General features: G+C 69.1%; 16 protein-coding genes, 1 tRNA gene and 1 pseudogene. 5 read left to right on the top strand and 13 right to left on the bottom strand.

Going from position 1 to position 17,593, the window contains the following annotated elements:
* A partial coding sequence (locus BZY54_RS28150) for a response regulator (RefSeq protein ID WP_143668138.1) occupies positions 1 to 1,240 on the top strand: 1,240 nt, incomplete at its 5' end.
* Between the two features lie 189 nt (positions 1,241 to 1,429).
* Here BZY54_RS28150 and BZY54_RS28145 read toward each other — a convergent pair.
* The 3 genes from BZY54_RS28145 to BZY54_RS28135 all read right to left on the bottom strand — a co-directional run bounded on the left by BZY54_RS28145 (position 1,430) and on the right by BZY54_RS28135 (position 4,518).
* On the bottom strand, positions 1,430 to 3,106 hold the full coding sequence (locus tag BZY54_RS28145; protein ID WP_208640789.1) for a long-chain fatty acid--CoA ligase: 1,677 nt from the start codon (positions 3,104 to 3,106) through the stop codon (positions 1,430 to 1,432).
* A gap of 223 nt (positions 3,107 to 3,329) precedes the next feature.
* Complete coding sequence (locus BZY54_RS28140; protein WP_086728139.1) at positions 3,330 to 3,890, bottom strand: SigE family RNA polymerase sigma factor; 561 nt, start codon at positions 3,888 to 3,890, stop codon at positions 3,330 to 3,332.
* Positions 3,891 to 4,206: 316 nt separating this feature from the next.
* Positions 4,207 to 4,518: a hypothetical protein gene (locus tag BZY54_RS28135; RefSeq protein WP_086728138.1), complete on the bottom strand. Its 312-nt coding sequence runs from the start codon at positions 4,516 to 4,518 to the stop codon at positions 4,207 to 4,209.
* A 438-nt stretch (positions 4,519 to 4,956) separates the two neighbouring features.
* Between BZY54_RS28135 and BZY54_RS28130 the strand changes: the two genes are divergently transcribed.
* Positions 4,957 to 5,835: a bifunctional DNA primase/polymerase gene (locus BZY54_RS28130; protein WP_086728137.1), complete on the top strand. Its 879-nt coding sequence runs from the start codon at positions 4,957 to 4,959 to the stop codon at positions 5,833 to 5,835.
* A 310-nt stretch (positions 5,836 to 6,145) separates the two neighbouring features.
* Here the strand turns inward: BZY54_RS28130 and BZY54_RS28125 are convergent.
* The 5 genes and pseudogenes from BZY54_RS28125 to BZY54_RS28105 all read right to left on the bottom strand — a co-directional run bounded on the left by BZY54_RS28125 (position 6,146) and on the right by BZY54_RS28105 (position 9,753).
* Positions 6,146 to 7,324 (bottom strand): annotated as a pseudogene (locus BZY54_RS28125) (tyrosine-type recombinase/integrase).
* On the bottom strand, positions 7,324 to 7,533 hold the full coding sequence (locus tag BZY54_RS28120) for a helix-turn-helix domain-containing protein (RefSeq protein ID WP_086728141.1): 210 nt from the start codon (positions 7,531 to 7,533) through the stop codon (positions 7,324 to 7,326). Before BZY54_RS28120 ends, BZY54_RS28125 begins: the two are co-directional and overlap by 1 nt.
* A 2-nt stretch (positions 7,534 to 7,535) precedes the next feature.
* Positions 7,536 to 8,960 carry a replication initiator protein RepSA gene (gene repSA / locus BZY54_RS28115; protein ID WP_341868712.1) on the bottom strand — a complete coding sequence of 475 codons (1,425 nt, stop codon included), beginning with the start codon at positions 8,958 to 8,960 and terminating at the stop codon, positions 7,536 to 7,538.
* Positions 8,957 to 9,379, bottom strand: a complete 423-nt coding sequence (locus tag BZY54_RS28110; RefSeq protein ID WP_086728136.1) for a helix-turn-helix domain-containing protein — start codon at positions 9,377 to 9,379, stop codon at positions 8,957 to 8,959. The genes repSA and BZY54_RS28110 overlap by 4 nt, the downstream gene beginning before the upstream one ends.
* A complete protein-coding gene (locus tag BZY54_RS28105; RefSeq protein WP_086728135.1) occupies positions 9,376 to 9,753 on the bottom strand; it encodes a hypothetical protein in 378 nt (125 codons plus the stop codon). Before BZY54_RS28105 ends, BZY54_RS28110 begins: the two co-directional genes overlap by 4 nt.
* A 178-nt stretch (positions 9,754 to 9,931) precedes the next feature.
* Between BZY54_RS28105 and BZY54_RS28100 the strand changes: the two genes are divergently transcribed.
* Complete coding sequence (locus BZY54_RS28100; protein ID WP_244217369.1) at positions 9,932 to 10,297, top strand: GntR family transcriptional regulator; 366 nt, start codon at positions 9,932 to 9,934, stop codon at positions 10,295 to 10,297.
* Between the two features lie 284 nt (positions 10,298 to 10,581).
* Complete coding sequence (locus tag BZY54_RS28095) at positions 10,582 to 11,274, top strand: hypothetical protein (RefSeq protein ID WP_244217368.1); 693 nt, start codon at positions 10,582 to 10,584, stop codon at positions 11,272 to 11,274.
* Between the two features lie 582 nt (positions 11,275 to 11,856).
* Here the strand turns inward: BZY54_RS28095 and BZY54_RS28090 are convergent.
* From BZY54_RS28090 to BZY54_RS28080, 3 genes are all read right to left on the bottom strand, one after another.
* Positions 11,857 to 12,738, bottom strand: a complete 882-nt coding sequence (locus tag BZY54_RS28090) for an alpha/beta fold hydrolase (protein ID WP_086728134.1) — start codon at positions 12,736 to 12,738, stop codon at positions 11,857 to 11,859.
* A 207-nt stretch (positions 12,739 to 12,945) separates the two neighbouring features.
* Complete coding sequence (locus tag BZY54_RS28085) at positions 12,946 to 13,821, bottom strand: alpha/beta fold hydrolase (protein WP_086728133.1); 876 nt, start codon at positions 13,819 to 13,821, stop codon at positions 12,946 to 12,948.
* A gap of 158 nt (positions 13,822 to 13,979) precedes the next feature.
* The gene (locus BZY54_RS28080; RefSeq protein WP_086728132.1) at positions 13,980 to 14,768 is read right to left on the bottom strand and encodes an SDR family oxidoreductase; all 789 of its coding nucleotides are present in this window, start codon (positions 14,766 to 14,768) and stop codon (positions 13,980 to 13,982) included.
* Between the two features lie 899 nt (positions 14,769 to 15,667).
* On the opposite strand from BZY54_RS28080, the gene BZY54_RS28070 reads away from it, so the two are divergent.
* Entirely contained in the window at positions 15,668 to 15,856 is a 189-nt protein-coding gene (locus BZY54_RS28070) for a hypothetical protein (protein ID WP_086728130.1), read from the top strand.
* 133 nt (positions 15,857 to 15,989) lie between these two features.
* Here the strand turns inward: BZY54_RS28070 and BZY54_RS28065 are convergent.
* Together BZY54_RS28065 and BZY54_RS28060 are read right to left on the bottom strand one after the other, a co-directional pair.
* Positions 15,990 to 16,076, bottom strand: a tRNA-Ser gene (locus tag BZY54_RS28065).
* Positions 16,077 to 16,177: 101 nt separating this feature from the next.
* On the bottom strand, positions 16,178 to 17,593 hold a 1,416-nt coding region (locus tag BZY54_RS28060; RefSeq protein WP_244217367.1), incomplete at its 5' end, for a S1C family serine protease.

Genomic DNA, 17,593 nt, shown 5'->3' with positions numbered 1-17,593 from the left:
GCTGCCCGCCGAGGCGTCCGCACCGGTCGACCCGAACTCCACGCAGGGCCGGGCGATCAGCGTGCGGACGCTCGGGCAGGGCGTGCCCTTCAGCCGTCAGGCCGCCCAGGTGCAGCAGCCGTCGGCCACGCCGCCCCCGCACGCGCCCGGCGGTTCCGGCCGCCGCCGCAAGCTGGGCACGCCACCGGACCCGGCCGCCGCACGGCCCGAGCAGACGGCGCACCCGCACCAGCCGGCCGAACAGCCCCCTGTGCAGCCGTCCCTGGGCGGTTCTCCCGTGGGCCCCGTCCCCGCGGCCTCCGCCGCGCCTGCCACCCCCGCGGTCCCCGGGGCCCCGGCGCAGCCGTCGCCGTCGGCTTCACAGCCCCGGCGCGCGCAGGACACCGAGAGCGCCGGACGGTCGTACGCCATAGGAGCCCCGGACGAGAACGCCGCCGAGGGGCCCGAACCGCTGGACGGCCCGGGCGGTGCCGTGGAGGTCGCGGACATGCCGCGCCCGCAGCCGATGGACGACGAACTGCCGCCGGAGCCGCTGGACAACCCGCGCCGGCTGCTGGTCTGGCCGGCCCCGGACGTCACCACGCAGCAGGCGCTGAGCGACCGCGGCTACCGGCCGGTCATCGTGCACTCGCGCGAGGAGGTCGACGCGCAGATCGCGGCCTTCCCCGCCGCGCTCTTCGTCGACCCGCTGACCGGGCCGATCACACGGACCGCGCTGCAGTCACTGCGGCAGGCGGCGGTGGCCGCGGAGGTGCCCGTGCTGGTCACGGCCGGGCTCGGGCAGGCGACCCGCGAGGCGGCCTACGGCGCCGACCCCGCCGTACTGCTGAAGGCGCTCGCGCCGCGCGACAGCGAGCAGCACCCGCCGCGCGTGCTGCTCATCGAGGAGCACGCGGAGATCGCGCTGGCGCTGACCGCGACGCTGGAACGGCGCGGCATGCAGGTGGCGCGGGCCGCGAGTGACAGCGACGCGGTGGCGCTGGCGGGGCAGTTCCGGCCCAACCTGGTGGTGATGGACCTGATGCAGGTGCACCGCCGCCGGGCCGGGATCCTGGACTGGCTGCGCGCGAACGGGCAGCTCAACCGCACGCCGCTGGTCGTCTACACGGCCGCCGTGGACCAGGCCGACCTGCCGCGGCTGGCCTCCGGCGAGACGGTGCTGTTCCTCGCGGAGCGGTCGACCAGCAGCGAGGTGCAGACGCGGATCGTCGACCTGCTGGCCCGCATCGGGACCAACTGACGTCCCGTGACGCCGAGCGGGGGCCGCGGGGTTCCCGTGACGCGGAGCGGGGCCCGTGGTGTCCCGCGGAAGCCCTGAGCCTCCCGCTCGGCGTACGGCGGTGTCCTCGAATGTCGCCGGCGCCCGGCGGTGTCGGCGGTCAGAGGTGTCCGCGGACGAAACGTGCCCGCGGACGACGCGTCTCGGCGGTCAGAGTCGCGTGACGTCCAGCTGCCCGTCGGCGTACCGCCTGCGCAGCACCTTCTTGTCGAACTTGCCGACGCTGGTCTTCGGCACCGCCTCGACGATCGTCCAGCGCTCCGGGAGCTGCCACTTGGCGATCTTCCCCTCCTCGGCGAGGAAGGAGCGCAGGGTCTCGAAGTCGGCGGTGGCGCCCGGCTTGAGGACGACCGTGGCCAGCGGGCGCTCGCCCCACTTGTCGTCGGGGACGGCGACGACGGCGGCCTCGGCGACGTCCGGGTGGGACATCAGGGCGTTCTCCAGGTCCACCGAGGAGATCCACTCGCCGCCGGACTTGATGACGTCCTTGGCCCGGTCGGTGAGGGTGAGGAAGCCGTCCGGGCTTATCGTGCCCACATCGCCGGTCTTCAGCCAGCCGTCCTCGCTGAACTTGTCGGCGGGACGCAGCGGTTCGGCATCGGGGCCGTTGTAGTAGGCGCCGGCGATCCACGGGCCGCGGACCTCCAGCTCGCCCGCCGACTCGCCGTCCCACGGGAGGCGCTCGCCGCCGGGGCCGGCCAGCCGGGCCTCGACACCGGCCGGGAAGCGGCCCTGGGTCAGGCGGTAGCCGAACTCCTCGTCCGTGCCCATCGCGTACGCCGGCGGACGGGCCACCGTGCCGAGCGGGGAGGTCTCCGTCATGCCCCAGGCGTGGCAGACCCGCATGCCGAGCTTGTCGAAGGCCTGCATGAGGGAGGGCGGGCAGGCCGCACCGCCGATGGTGACCTGGGCGAGGGAGGCGACGTCACGGGGACGGGCGGTCAGCTCGGAGAGCAGCCCCTGCCAGATGGTGGGGACGGCGGCGGCGTGCGTCGGCTTCTCGCGCTCGATCATCTCCGCGAGCGGGGCGGGCTGCAGGAACCGGTCCGGCATCAGCATGTTGATGCCGGTCACGAAGGCGGCGTGCGGCAGGCCCCAGGCGTTGACATGGAACTGGGGGACGACGACCAGCGAGGTGTCCTGGTCGGTCAGGCCCATCGACTGGGTCATGTTGAGCTGCATCGAGTGCAGATAGATCGAACGGTGGCTGTAGACCACGCCTTTGGGGTCGCCGGTGGTGCCGGAGGTGTAGCACATGGCGGCGGCCTGGCGTTCGTCGAGCTCCGGCCAGTCGTACGTGGTCGGCTTGCCGGCGATCAGGTCCTCGTACTCGTGCACCTGTGCGGAGGATCCGTCGAGCGGGGAACGGTCGCCGGGGCCGGAGACGACGACGTGCTCGACCGTCTTCAGCTGCGGCAGCAGCGGGGCGAGCAGCGGAATCAGGGAGCCGTTGACGATGACCACGCGGTCGGCGGCGTGGTTGACGATCCAGGCGAGCTGCTCGGCGGGCAGGCGCAGGTTGAGGGTGTGCAGCACCGCGCCCATGGAGGGGACCGCGAAGTAGGCCTCGACATGCTCGGCGTTGTTCCACATGAGGGTCGCGACCCGGTCGTCGCCGCGGACGCCGAGGTCGTCGCGGAGGGCGTTCGCCAGCTGCACCGCACGACTGCCCGCCTCGGCGAAGCTGCGCCGCTGCGGCTCGCCCTCGCCGGTCCAGGTGGTGATCTGGGACCGTCCGTGCACCAGCACCCCGTGGACGAGGATGCGGGTGACGGTCAGCGGTACGTCCTGCATGGTGCTCAGCACGGCGTCCTCCCGGAGCGGCATTTTGCCTACGCGGTAGTAGGGGGTGCGCTGATTCTGCGCACATACCGCGTGGTATGTCACTAGGGGCGGACGATCGATCACGTGACCTTCTGCACGAAGGGTCTGTGATCCGGCGGTTCGGCCGTCTCGGCTCGGCTGTCCTGCCGCTCGGTCGGCCGGCTGCCCGGCGGTCCGGCCGTTCGGGGTCCGGCTGCCCCCGTCCGGGGACCCGCGTCAGCGCACTTCAGCGGACCAGTCCCAGCTCCGGGTCCTCACGCAGCTTGCCGAGCGCCCTGGACACCGCCGACTTCACCGTGCCCACGGAGACACCGAGCACCTCGGCCGTCTGCACCTCGGAGAGGTCCTCGTAGTACCTGAGGACGACCATCGCCCGCTGCCGCGCGGGCAGTTTCATGATCGCCCGCCACATGGCGTCGCGCAGCGCCTGCTGCTCCGCCGGGTCGGCCATGCCGGGCTCGGGCTCCGGCTCGGGCAGCTCGTCGCAGGTGAACTCGTCGACCTTGCGCTTGCGCCACTGCGACGTACGGGTGTTCAGCAGCGCGCGGCGGACGTAGCCGTCGAGCGCCCGGTGGTCCTCGATCCGCTCCCACGCGACGTACGTCTTGGCGAGCGCGGTCTGCAGCAGGTCCTCCGCGTCGCTCGGGTTCGCGGTCAGCGACCGGGCGGTGCGCAGCAGCAGCGGCTGGCGGGCCCGCACGTACGACGAGAACGACGGATACGCCGGGCTCTGCGTCGCCGCCGGTACGGCGGCGGTCGACGCGCTGGTGCAGACGGGTGTGGTCATGCCTCCACGCTAGGAGCGGTGCCACCCGCGGCGGATCGCCCGCAGGTCCTGAAGCGGAGTCCCCCTCAGGTTGTAGGGGTGGGGTTGACCGCACCTCCTGAAGGTGGACGAGGGAGCGGCTCGTACTGCGGGTTCCCCCCTGGGTGACGTCCCGCCCGCGCCCCGCGGCATGTCCGGTCGGGCGCCGAGCACACGAAGAACGTCTGCGCGGCGGCGCCCAAGCACCGCCACACAGACGTGTGTTGCATCCCCACAAGCAGACCCACACGGGTTCAGGGCCGACGGGTCCCCAGAATGCGCGCCGGCCCATCCCGGCTCACCAGAGGGGGGAGAAGTGGACGGCGACGTTCCTGTTGCCCTGCTGGACGGCCGTGAACGCGGAGCCGTTGACCTGAGCGGTGTTGCTCTGGTTCGAGGCGCCGTAGCCGACCGCCTGCTGCTGCGTGGTGGACGAGTTGCCGCTGTTGTTGTGGCCGACCCCGCTTCCGACCACGCCGGCGATGCCCTGGTTCGATCCGTTGTCCGCGAAGGCGCCGTTGTCCGCGGCCGCGACGCCCGTGAAGAGGGCCGCCGCGAGAGGGATGGCGGTGACGGCGGCGAGTACGCGGGCGGTACGGATGCTTGCCATATTGCTCCTCCAGTAAGAGGTACGCACCGGCTGCCTGCCGGAGTACGTGACACTGCGCAAAGCTGCGCGAAGCGCTAGCTGAACTCTGAACTACGGCTGTCACCAGGGCGGTTGGCCGACCGCCCCGGCGGTTCCTCACGACGTCGCAAGATCAGAATTGCCCATCGCATCCCGGAGAACCACCCCGCAAGCCGTGATTCGCACGCAAGCGTGAGGACAAGTCGATAAACGCTCTTCACCACCTTTCCTGACCCACAGCACCCCACAGAGGGGTGGACCGGACTTCAGCCGCCGAAGTGGGCCCAAGAGCCGCAAGAGGTGAAGCGTTCCGGCAGGAACCCTGCGGAAACCCGGCCGAAAATCGACAAATCCCCCGCGCACGCCGGCGCGCCGCGGCCTCCCCCTTCCTTTTCTCGAACGTAAGTACGAAAATGAGGTATGGCCACCATCGACCGGCAGGCCACGACGCTGGCCCTCGCACACGCACTGTCAGCCGCCGAACGCGGACTGGCCGTCATCCCCCTGTCCCGGACGAAGCTCCCGGCCCTGCGCTCCCCCCACCGCGCCGACACACCCGACCCGTCCCGGCCGCCCTGCCACGGCGAGTGCGGCCGCTTCGGCCACGGCGTGTACGACGCCTCCACCGATCCGGTCCGCATCCGCGAGCTGTTCGCCGCCGCCCCCTGGGCCACCGGCTACGGCATCGCCTGCGGCCTCCCCCCGCACCACCTGATCGGCATCGACATCGACACCAAGACCGGCACGGACGCCTCGGCGGCGCTGCGCGAGATCGCCCTGCGCCACCTGTTCACCATCCCGCCCACGGTCGTGGTCATGACGCCCAGCGGCGGCCGCCACCTGTGGCTGAGCGGGCCGCCGGACGTCGTCGTCCCCAACTCGGCCGGCCGGCTGGCCCCCGGGATCGACATCCGCGGCGCCGGTGGCTACCTGGTCGGCCCCGGGTCCCGCGGCGAACACGGTGTGTACGGCTGCGCCCCCGGCACCGCGCACCTCGCCCCCGCCGCCTGCCCACAGGCCCTGCTGAGGCTGCTCCTCCCATCGCCCCGCGCACCCCACCACCCCGCGCCGCCGTCGACGGGCCGGCACGGCCAGGGCCTGGTGCAGTTCGTCCTCGGGGCGCACGAGGGCCAGCGCAACACCCGTCTGTTCTGGGCGGCCTGCCGCGCCTACGAGAACGGCATCGGCCACGTCCTCGCCACCCCACTGGTCGCGGCGGCCCTGCACACCGGCCTCACCGAACGCGAGGCCCGCGCAACCATCGCCTCGGCGGCCCGTCTGACGAGGCACCGACCGTGAAGAGCCGCCTCCAGCCACCTGACCGCCTCAAGCCACTCCATCGGTCGTGGCGTCGCGCTGGGCCCGACGGATCTCTGTGACGGTGAGGCCCCCTGTGTCATAGCTCCGGCCCCGAGCAACGCGACGGTCGGCTCACTTCCACGCACTGCCGAAGCAGCCGGGCAAGAGAACGGCCCCCGACCAGACATCCAGGTCAGGGGCCGTTCCATGGGAAGCGGAGGCGGTGGGATTTGAACCCACGGTGACATCGCTGCCACGACGGTTTTCAAGACCTTTCGGCGATCACGGCTGTTGATCGCTGCGCCGCAGGTCAGACGCGTGCGGGCACCCCCGCGGAGCCGTCGCCGTCATCATCGTGCCCCCTACGTGCCCCATGGGCGTCATCGTGCCCGCTGAACCAGGCGTCCGAGGCTTGGGCCACCTGGTCATCGCGACCGGCGACCGGCCGGGCGTAGTACCGAGTCGTCACGCTCGCGTTCGAGTGCCCGAGCCGGTGTGCGGCGGTCATGACGCCGTACCGGTCGGCGACCCACGTTCCGTGAGAGGCCCGGAGGTCGTGCGGAGTCACGTCGGTGAGGCCGGCCGCCGAGACGGCAGGGTTGAAGTACGCCTTGCGCCACTGGTTGTAGCGCAGCGGCTTGCCCGCGGTCGTGGTGAACAACAGCGCGTCTTCCCCGCCGGGCAGCTCCTCGAGGTAGACCCCGAGCCGCTGCGCCAGCGAGGGCGCCAGCCGCAAGAGCCGCTTCTGATGAGACTTCGGGGTGTCGAAGACGAGGGCGCCGTTCGCTTCGGCCAGGTTCTCGTCGACCAGGAGGAGGCCGCCGACGACGTCCACGTCCGAGCGCCGAAGCGCGAACGCTTCCCCCACGCGCAGACCGACGAAGGCAAGCAGCGCGATCAGCAGGTCATGCGGTTTCTCCGCGCTGCGGACGATGCGTGAGGCTTCCAGCGGCGTGACGATGTGCGGTTCGGTCTGCGGCATGCGCGGAAGCCGAACGCCACGGCACGGAGTCTGCGAGATCAAGTCGTTGTCCACGGCCGAGGCCATGATCTGTGACAGCACCCGGTATGCCTGGCGGATGCGCGAAGCGCTCAGCCCCTCGGTGCGCATCGCGGCCACCCACTCAGTGACCGTGATCGGCCGCAGACTCGACAACTCACGGTCGCCGAGCACCGGATTGATCCGCGAGTTGATCAGCGACCGGTACGAGGCTTGCGTCGTGTGCTTGAGCTGCGGGGCGACAGCAGCCAGCCAGCGAGCGGCTCAGTCCCGTACGGTCGTCTGACCCTCGGCAGGGTCGAGCCAGCGGCCCTCTTCGATCTCAATGCGCTTCCGCATGAGCCACCGGTCAGCGTCCGTCGAGGTGGCGAACGTCCGATCCGCAGGCCGCAGTACGCCGTCCGGTCCCGGGTAGCGAGCTTGGAAGCGGCCAGAGGGGAGCTTGCGAACGCGGCCGAACGGCCGACGAGGCCTACGCTTAGCAGCCATCAGGCAGCACTCCTCAGAGCCACCGGATGCAGGACGATCGGCTCTACGGTGTTGGCAGCCACGAACGCGTTCACAGCGCTCTCGGGAATGCGCACGTGGCGGCCGACCTTCACGAAGGTGATCCGCCGCTCCTCGATGAGCCGACGAGGGAACCGCACACCCGTGCCGAGACGTTCGGCGACTTCTTGCACGGTGAGCAGTCGGTCCATGGTCACCACTGCCCCTCGGTGTCCGGGTCGGGCCAGTCGGCCAGTGCTTCATGTGCTGTCTCCCGGTTGAGGCGGATATCGCGGGCGATCGAGGCGGCGAGCCAGGATTCACCGAGGGTGTGGCCCTGCCCGGCGTACGTCCAGTGCGCGAGCACGAGTGTGGTGCCCTCCGTTTCGTCGAGGTCTTCGGGTAGTCCGCGTTCGCGGCGTTCCTGGCGGGCGCGGTAGTCGGCGCGGACCTGGCGCCGTTCGGTCAGGGTGGTGGAGTAGGCCCGCGACTTGGTCATGAAGTGGCCGCGGAAGCCGAGCATGTGCGCCCAGCGCCACAGCAGCCGGTCCGGGTAGGCGTCATCGAGCGCCCGGCAGGCTTCGATCAGGCGCCGGGTATGCGCGGGCATGGTCAGCCTGTCCAGCTCCGAGAGCTCCCCGATGCGGCGGTCTACCGTCTCGGTGGCCTCGGCCGCTTTGGTGGCGTACTTGGCGACGTATGAGGCGACCGCCCCATCGGTCAGCTCCACCCCGTCCATGCCGCCGATGGCCTGTACGTCGACCTGCGAGCCCCAGCGCAAGACCCGGGCGGGGAAAGTGCCGGCGGACGGCACCGGCACGGCCACTCGAGCAGCGGCGGCCCGGATCGCGGCGTCCAGGAGGGCGACCGTGGCCCAGGCCGGGGGCGGGGAGTCGGGGCCGTCCGGACCGTCCAGCCGCACCACGGCATGGAAGTGGACGTTGCCGCGCTTCTGGAACTCGGCGACCTTGCCGAAGGAGACCCGGCACACCTCCCGCATAGCCGTCTGCGTGATGCCCGCGCGGGCGGCGACCTCCCGGCGCAGGTAGATGGTGAAGCGCCGCCACAAGTCCCCGGCATGGTTGTTCCACAGCACCGCCCCCGCGTAGTCGTACCGCTCCGGGTCGAGCGCCGTGCCCAGGGCCGGGTCATCCTCGGCGTGCCGAGCACCGCAGCGGCAGCGCCCGGTGTCGGGCCGGTTGTGGACCGGGCCGAACGAGGGGGCGGTGAGGGTGGCGAACACGCCGGGGTGCTGGCGGATCTCCCCGGGAATGCCCATGCGGGAATCCCCGGTGATCCCGGCCCGGATCAGGTGGTACACGTCCCCGGCATACGTCCAGGCGCAGGAGGGGCAGCGGGAGGCCCGCCGGTTGCCGCAGGCCACCCGGAGGCACCCGCCCGGCTCCTGCTCCGTCGAGTACGAATAGAGCACGTCACCGGTCTTGGCATCGCGGGTGACCGTCGAGCCCTGGAGGCGGATGGGATTGGCGCAGCCGCCGGTCCGGCGAATCTGTTCCTGCCAGCGGTCGAAGCCGGGGGCGTTGGCGACCCGCAGCAGGTCGGCGAGGGTCAGGGGGTCGGTGCCCAGGGAGGCCGCAGCACCGGCCACGGCCTCCGGGGCGACGGGGAACACCGTCACGCACTCACCGCCCCGAGCCGCGCGGAGAGCTGGATCACCAGGGTTTCCAGGGCCTGGACGCGGTCGGCGAGCGCGGCCACGTCCTCACCGGGCAGCGGAGCCACCGGACGGTCGGCGCGGCCGAAGCCCAGTTCTTCCGGGGTGGCCCGCAGCACCGCGCACAGCAGCACCTGATAGCTCGGATTCGGCCCGTTGGCGCCGTTCTCCCAGCGGGAGAGCTGCACCTTCAGCGAGGACTCGGCGGCGATCGGCCAGCCCCAGTGCTCGGCCAGCAGCGTCAGCGCCCGGATCACCTGGAACTGGGACCAGCCACGGGCCGCCCGGACCTGCGCCAGCGGCGTACCGGCGGGCCGCTGGGCCGGGGGCTGCACGGCGGGTCGGGGGTGGTCGGTCAGCGGGACGACGGTGGGGGCGGTCATGCGGCCACCGCCTCAGCGGCCAGGGCGGTCAGGTGGCGACGCACGGTGCGGAACTGACGGTCGGTCAGGGTGCAGTGAATGATCCGGCGGTTGTCGAACCGCTCGTAGTGCGCGGCCCAGGTCTCGGAGGTGGCCGTGTCATCGGCGCACTGCTGCCAGAAGGCCACCAGGTGGCAGGTGTTGTGCACCAGTTCCGGCAGGCCCCAGCGATTCACGCCGTCGACTACGAAGGCGGCCACCTTCGCCAGGTCCGGGCGGCGCTCGTGAACGTACTCCGAGGCGTACAGCGCCAGGAGCAGTGAGACGTCCGGCAGACCAGCGATCAGGGTCGGAGACAGCGACTCCAGGTGCGTGGCGGTGAGCGTCGCGGGCATGATGGAAGCTCCCTTCGAGGGACGAAGGAGGGCGGCGGTCTGCTTGGCGGTAGGTGCGTCGCCCTCCGGGTCATCTGCGGTTCAGCCGCATGACATAGCTTGCTATAGAGCAAAGTAGATCACAAGAGGTAGTGCAACATAGGGTGTGCTATGTCGCCAGGATCGGTACGCTCGGCACATGACGGTTGAAGCCCATGACCCCAGGCCGAAGAAGGTGCAGATCGCCGACGCCTTGCGCGAAGAGATCGCAGCGCTACCGGCTGGGCATCGGCTCGCTTCACTGCGCGAGCTGGCCGACCGCTTCAAGGTGACCACGGTGACAGCAGGCAACGCGCTGAAGGTGCTTGCGGATGAGGGCGTGATCGTCTCGGTTCCGACGCGGGGGTACTTCGTGCAGTCCCCGCCAAGCACTGACGAAGCCGGGCAGAAGGCCGGCGGGCCAGTTAACCGAGATGAGATCAACGCCATCCACTCCGAGATTCAGCAACTTGCTGCCCGAGTGGCTGAGTTGGAGAAGCGCGCCCAGTTCCCGAGCAGTGCCTGACTGGTGATCCACCATGCGTGGTGAGCCGTGGACGCACTAGGGACAGGCGTGGTGTCACCGGGGGACAGCCTTGGTGCCAACCCCCTGTCACCCCCCGTGTCACCAGCTCTCTGAATGCCAGACTCGAAGGCAAGCACCCGACGGGAGGGCAGCACATGAGTGACGAACGGCCAGCGTGGGCGCGACGACTTTCCTCCGAGCGCGAAGCCCGGCAGTGGTCGCAGGCCGAAGTGGTGGCCGCGCTCCGGGCACACGCACCGAAGCCTCTGCCGGAAGGCCCCAGCATGGTGCGGCAGTGGAAGCGCTGGGAGTCCGGCGAAGTGATGCCGAGCGACTTCTACAAGCCGATCATCGCCGCTACCTTCGGCACCGTCACTCACGCGATCTTCCCGGTAGCCGGACAGCGGGACGGAAACGCCGAGATCGCCGCCATCAGCGGCATGGAGACGCTCGACATCATCAGCAGGCTGCAGGCGTCCGACGTCGACAACGCCACGCTGGACGCACTCCGGATCACGACTGACCGACTCTGCTCCGAGTACCCGTATCTGCCAAGCGCCCAGCTCGCCGCCGAGGGCAGGCAATGGCTCAAGCGAGTCGCCGGACTCCAATCCCAGCGGCTCACGCTCGCCCAGCACCACGAAGTCCTCACCCTGTCCGGCTGGCTCGCGCTCCTGATCGGATGCGTCGAGTACGACATGGGCGACCGGGCCGCAGCCGAGAGCACGCGGAAGGCGGCCCTGTCTTTAGCGGATGAGTCCGGCAACGCGGAGATCGCCGGTTGGGCTCACGAGATGCGGGCTTGGTTTGCACTGACCACAGGTGACTACCGCGGAATCCTCGCCGCCTCGCAGTCCCTGCCGTCCCTGCTCATGGTCAGCCGCGAGCTCGCAGCCATCGTCAACCGAGACTTCGCAGCCGAGCCGACAGGCCGTGAGTACCTCGATCACCTGACCGCACTGAGCCGCGCAAGCTAGAGCCTGTTACGGGTTTCTCTACCTCATCAAGGCCCGCGCACGGCGCGGGCGCGCGCCGCCTCTGCGGCGCGGCCTGCCTCCTGTCTCCGCCCCGGCTGGCCGCGCCCGGCGGCGCGCTGCGTGCATGCGGACAGAGGTAGGAAAACCCCCTGTGGCTGATGCCGGTCGGCTCCACGGCTTTAGGCAGCCAATTTGGCGCGAGCCTCGAAGATCACGGCCCAAGATCGGGCACTAACGGGCAGGCTCACAAACCTGCCCGATCCGCTGGCGAGCGTAATGGGCCATGATCACTCGCGCCAAACCGGCTCCAGCCCAAAGCCGTTCCGCCAACCTCGTGGACCTCTACCGCTGTACCAACACGAAAAGAAATCGCCGGGTGATTCCAGGTCACCCAGGTCGCCGAAGGTCGACGGATTAGCGCAGCGCGTAACGCCAACCCGTGTTGATGTAGCCTTTACTCTCGGGCGAGACTCGATGTATAAAGTCCTCAGATTCCTGAATGGGGATAGTGAGTGTCACGCTGCTCCACCTTTGAAGCCAGCCCTTCCGCAGCGAACTGTGCCACCAATTCATCTTGCCCGTTCACCCGCCGGTCTCCTGGAACCAGTCGCGCAGGCGTTCCAGGAGTTTCTCCGGTTGCTCTTCGGCCATCCAGTGACCCGAATCTTCGACCGCTCGTACGGTGACGTTTTCGGCAACCTCTGAGAGCATCTTTTCGGCTATGGGGAGGAAGAAGCTGGCAGTACCTCCCAGCCCTAGCACAGGCATTGTGAGTTTCCCTTTTTCCGCCAAGATGCGCCGGTTGTCTTCTGCATCCTTCTCAAAGGCCCTGAAGAGCTCGATGCCCGCTCGCATGGCTCCGGGCTGCGTGTAGTCGGCGACGTAGCGCTCCGCGTCCGCGATCGAGATGGCATCGGGGTTCGCACTCAGCCTGAGGTAGAACGAGCGAAGGTACGGGAACTCGTGGCCCTCGATGAGCATCTCGGCAGCGTTGTCCGCTGCCCCATGCATGTGGAAGTGCCAGATCCTGTTCTCGCTGTACTTGCTCGTCGCCACAGCGCTTTCGTATCCGGCGGTGCCTGGGATCGGTGCCTCCGAGACCATGAGGCGCGCGACTTCGTCAGGCCATAGGCATGCATACCCGTAGCCGACCAGCATCCCGAGGTCGTGGCTGACGATCGTGATCGGTTTCTGCACGCCGAGGTGTCGCAGCAACGCTCTGATGTCGCCTGCCATGGTCTGCTTGTCGTAGCCACCCGCGGGCTTCGACGAGCCGCCGGCCCCTCGGACGTCCGGTGCCACTACGAACCAGCCGTCAGAACGAAGCGGCTCTATGATGTGACGCCATTCCCACCAGGTCTGTGGCCAGCCGTGGATCAATACGATGGTCCGATCGCCCCCACCCTGGACCGGTGATGTACCAGCGGTCACGTAATGGATTCGGACGCCCTCGTGCTCGAACATATTATGGTGAAAATTAGGCATGGTGCTTCTCCCGGTGGAGTCTGTCAGCAACGATGGGGTTCAGCCGGTCGGGCAGCGGAGGTAACTCGATTGCCGCCGCATGATTGCAAGCAGGATGTACGCGCGGCCAGCTCGTAGCTGATCCGAGTTCGGTCGACAAAACCCGAGAGCCAGGCCGCGCCCGCTGGGACTTGAAAGCGAGATCCACTACTTCGCGGCGGCCTGTACGTGCTTGCGAATGTGCTCCGCCCAGGTCTCAGGGGAGTCGACGGGGCTGAAGTGCCCCGTGTTTTTCATGAAGTGCAGATCGTAGTCGCTGTAGTAGTCGTCGAGCGTGTCGCTCCACTCCGTAGGGAAGAGCGCGTCGCTGTCGGGCCACAGAATGGTGAGATTCTTCGAGAACCTGTCCTCCGGCGCGGGTTTGGTCTCGTTGGCGTAGAAGGTGATGGGGTTGCCCTCGGGGTAGCGGAACCACATCGCGCCGGCGACGAATTCGCCCGGCTTCGAGTGATTCTCGGTGAGGTGGTCGAGGAGTACGTCGACTGCGGGGGAGCCGGGGGGCGACCAGCTCTCCAGGTTCTCTCGCAAAGCTGCACGCACGGCTTCAGGCTTCCCGTCGATCAAGTCCTCGACCAGCCTGGTCTTGTACAAGATGGCGTGCAGGAAGGCGTTGACGGCCTTCTCCTCCAGGATCCGCCGTCCGACCCCCAGCGTCGGCGGAGCGATGACGAGAGAGTGCGCCAGGTCCGGGCGTTTCATTGCGATGGTCTGAACGGTGAAGCTTCCCACGTCGTAGCCGCACAGCACGGCGTTGCTGATGCCCAAGTCGTCGATGAGCGCGATGACGGCGTCGACCTGGCCGGTGAGCGAGTAGGCATTGCCGACATTCTCCAAGTGCTTGTCGGACTTGCCGTACCCGTGCAGGTCGGGGGTGAGTACGTCGACGTCGTCGCCGAGAAGCGGAACCACGCGCGAGAACTCCATGTGGTCGCCCGGGTTCCCGTGGACTAGGACGACGGGCGTGCCGCTGCCGGAGCGTTCGTAGTAGTTCCGGAAACCCTGTATGGGCTGGGAGAATGGCATGCGGATCGCCTCCAGGTGTGAGCGTCAGGAAGATTTCGACTGAGCTGTGGGTACGGCGCTGAGCCGCCGTATTGCTTCGGTTGATCGAGCGTGATGGCGTCTTCTCTCCTGCTCCCTGCTGTGAACCGGCGGTGACAGCAGGGGGATCACGGTCCGGGTCAGCTCGCCTGGGCGGTGGGCATGATGAATACCTGCGGGAGGTTGACGCGCAGCGGGAGGGAGGCGATGAAGCCGACCGTCTGCGCGATGTCGTGAGGCTGAAGCCAGTCGACGGTCTCCTTCGAGCCCTCCAGCCACGCGGCGGCGCCGGCATCGGTGACGTGGTCCTGGAGCTCCGTGCCCACGATGCCGGGCTCGATCGCGGAGACCCGCACCTTCTTCGGGCCCAGTTCCATCCGGAGGTGCTTGGACAGGTGCGAGACGAACGCTTTGGTGGCGGCGTAGACGGCGAAGGTCGGGTAGAGGTTCTGCGCGGCGCTGGAAGAGGTGTTGATCAGGTCGGCGACGCCGCGCTCGGCGGCGGCCCGCACGAGCTGCTCGGTGAATGCGCCGATGACGTTCATCAGCCCGGAGATGTTGAGGTCGATCTGGCGCTGCCACTGGTCGGCGCGCAGCTCCTCGACGGGCGCGGGGAGCATGACGCCGGCGTTGTTGAAGAGCAGGTCAGCGCCGCCCAGCTCCGCCTGGACGCGCTCGGCCGCGGCCTGCACCGCGGCTGCGTCGGTCACATCGACGGCGATCGCCACGGCGGTGCCACCGTTCTTGCCGATGCGCGTGACCAGGTCATCCAGACGGTCGGCGCGCCGCGCCAGTACGGCGACCTTCGCACCCAGCGAAGCCAGGCGCTCGGCCGACGCCTCGCCGATGCCACTGGACGCGCCGGTGATGACGGCCACTCGGCCATTAAGGGGCGTGGTGGAGGCCGTGGCAGAGGTCTCGGTGATCATGGCATGACACCTTCCGGAAAATCACCGGGCAGGGGGACCAGGCGTCTGCGGCGGCCACTGACTGCCAGGCAGAGCGCCGGGGACCACCCGGATCGTTCGGCCGCCTCTCGGTCGGGAGTGCCGATCTGGGCCGTCGCCTCTAAACGCCGCGACGATGATCATCTCGGCCTCCTGTCGAAAGGCGTCAAACCACATCCTCCGACGCACTACCTCGTCACGCATCTGGGACGCTGTGGCGGTGTGCCGGTCGGCATGTCTGGTGGGGTTGGACCGACCGGCCGGGGCTGGAGCCTCTGACAGGCTGCAAGCGATCGCTGGTGCGCCTTGGCGTTGAAGGAGTCGCTCAGCCGCTCCGTTAGCGCGGAGCGCTTCCTCTAGGCTGCGATCATGCCTAGATTTGCCGACTATGACGCTTCGTCTCTTCGCCGCACCAGCTCGGTTGAGGGTGGGTTTCCCTGGCGAGGCCAGACCATTACTTTGCTCCGAGTCGATGCGAAGGGGATAGTGACGCAAGCGACCCGGGTTACTGAGAAGCGATCGATGCTGGCGCAGGCAGGAGCCAAGGATCTGATATTGGCGGCATGGCCTGGTCAGTGGTCCCAAGATGTCTTCGTGGTTGACGACCTCAAGGCCACTCGGGAGCAGCTGGGCTGACATCGTCGGGCCGTCTCTGGGCCGTCCGAGGCTGATCGAGAGCACCCATCGACGGCCAATGACGACCGGTCAGCAGTAGTCGATCAGCCTGTGGACCAGGGGAAACGCAGCTCACCAAGATCCCCGGCAAGACCCAGAAGAACTGACCGAGTCGTGCGCCCTTGACTCGGTCATTGAAACCCCAACCCAAAGCCGCTACGCCGACCGCGCGCTACCGTGTCCGTGAGCTTGGACACAGGAGGATCATGGCCAGAAGGAGATACGTCGCTAGAGGAGTGCCCGGCGGCTATCGGATCTGGGACAACCGGGGTAGGCGCTGGTGGGGCGACCTCTACGAGCTGTGCCCGGATGACCTCGTCGAGGAACTAAACAGCGGAGCCGACCCCGCGAAACTCACGGCGCTCCTGAAGCGGTACCGGGCCCTGAAGCGGTAGATACCCGCCGTGCCCCTCACGTGCCCGATCGAGCGGGGAACCACGGGGAACACCGGGCAGTCACGGTAGCCGGACACGAGAGCGGCCCCTGACCAAACATCCAGGTCAGAGGCCGTTTTCGCTGCTCTCAGTGCGGAGGCGGTGGGATTTGAACCCACGGTGACATCGCTGCCACGACGGTTTTCAAGACCGTTCCCTTAGGCCGCTCGGGCACACCTCCCCGCGCCTGCCTGATCGGCGGCGCGGGGACAAGACTAACGGGTCGGCACGCGCGTGTGCGGGTCAGTCGTCTTGGAGCGGTGGCCCAGGCACACGTGAAGGTCAGCTGTCGCCCACCCGGGAGCCGAGGGTGACGTCGACCGTGTGCTCCTGGCCGCCGCGCTTGTAGGTGATCTTGACCGTGTCGCCCGGCTTGTGGGTCCAGATCTCGCCGATGAGGGTGGGGCCGGAGTCGATCACCGAGTCGTCGAGCCGGGTGATGACGTCGCCGGGCTTGAGGCCGGCCTTGTCGGCGGGGCCGCCCTGCTCGACGGCGGCGGAGCCGCTGGCGCCCTGGTCGGTGATCTGGGCGCCGTTCGTCGAGTCCTCCAGGGAGACCGACGCACCGATCTTGGCGTAGACCGGCTTGCCCGTCTTGATCAGTTGCTGGGCGACGTACTTGGCCTGGTTGATCGGGATGGCGAAGCCGAGGCCGATCGAACCGGACTGGCCGGAACCGCCGAGCCCACCGCTGCTGGAGGACTGGATCGCGGAGTTGATCCCGATGACCGCGCCGCGCGCGTCGAGGAGCGGCCCCCCGGAGTTGCCCGGGTTGATGGAGGCGTCCGTCTGCAGGGCGCTCATGTAGGACGCCTTGCTGTCGCCACTGCCGTCGCTGGAGGCGACCGGGCGGCTCTTGGCGCTGATGATGCCTGTCGTCACCGTGTTCGACAGTCCGAAGGGGGCACCGATGGCGATCGTCTCGTCGCCCACGGCCACCTTGTCCGAGTTGCCGAGGGCGAGCGGCTTGAGGTCCGACGGCGCGTTCTTGAGCTTGATGACCGCGACGTCGTAGCCCTGCGCGTGACCGACGATCTCGGCGTCGTACTTCTTGCCGTTGGGGAAGGTGGCGGTGAGCTTGCCGCCGTCCACCGCGTCGGCCACCACGTGGTTGTTGGTGACGATGTGGCCCTGGGTGTCGAACACGAAGCCGGTGCCAGTCCCGCCCTGGCCGTTGCTGCTCTCGGCCTCGATGGTGACGGTGCTCGGCAGCGCCTTGGCCGCCACGCCCGCGATCGAGTTCGGGTCGCGCTTGACCTGCGAGGCGCCGGTGTCGGAGGCGGAGACCGTGGTGGAACCCGTGTCGTCGTTCTTGGCCAGCGTGTACCCGATGCCGCCGCCCAGGCCGCCCGCGACCAGCGCGGCCACGAGCACCGCGGCGACCAGTCCGCCGCGCCGGCCGCGCGGCTTCGGCGCGGGCTGCTGGTACGTCGAGCCCCAGCCGGAGTCCCAGCCCGAGCCGCCACCCGGGCCACCCGGGCCGCCCGCCGCTCCACCGTCGGCGCCACCGGCCGCGTAGGCGGGCGTGGCAGGCGGAGGCGGCGGCCAGGAGCCGTCGACGGGCGAGCCGCCGGGGCCACCGGGCGCGGCAGTGCCGTCGGTGCCGCCCTGGCCATGGGGGTCGGACCCGGGTGCGGCGGATGCCTGTGCTCCGGGCGCGGCCGGCATCTGCGGACCGGATGCCGCAGGCGCCTGCGG

The organism is Streptomyces carpinensis (assembly GCF_002154505.1).
In the GTDB taxonomy this organism is placed as follows: Bacteria; Actinomycetota; Actinomycetes; order Streptomycetales; family Streptomycetaceae; genus Streptomyces; species Streptomyces carpinensis.
This window is presented reverse-complemented; position numbering and strand designations above follow the sequence as displayed.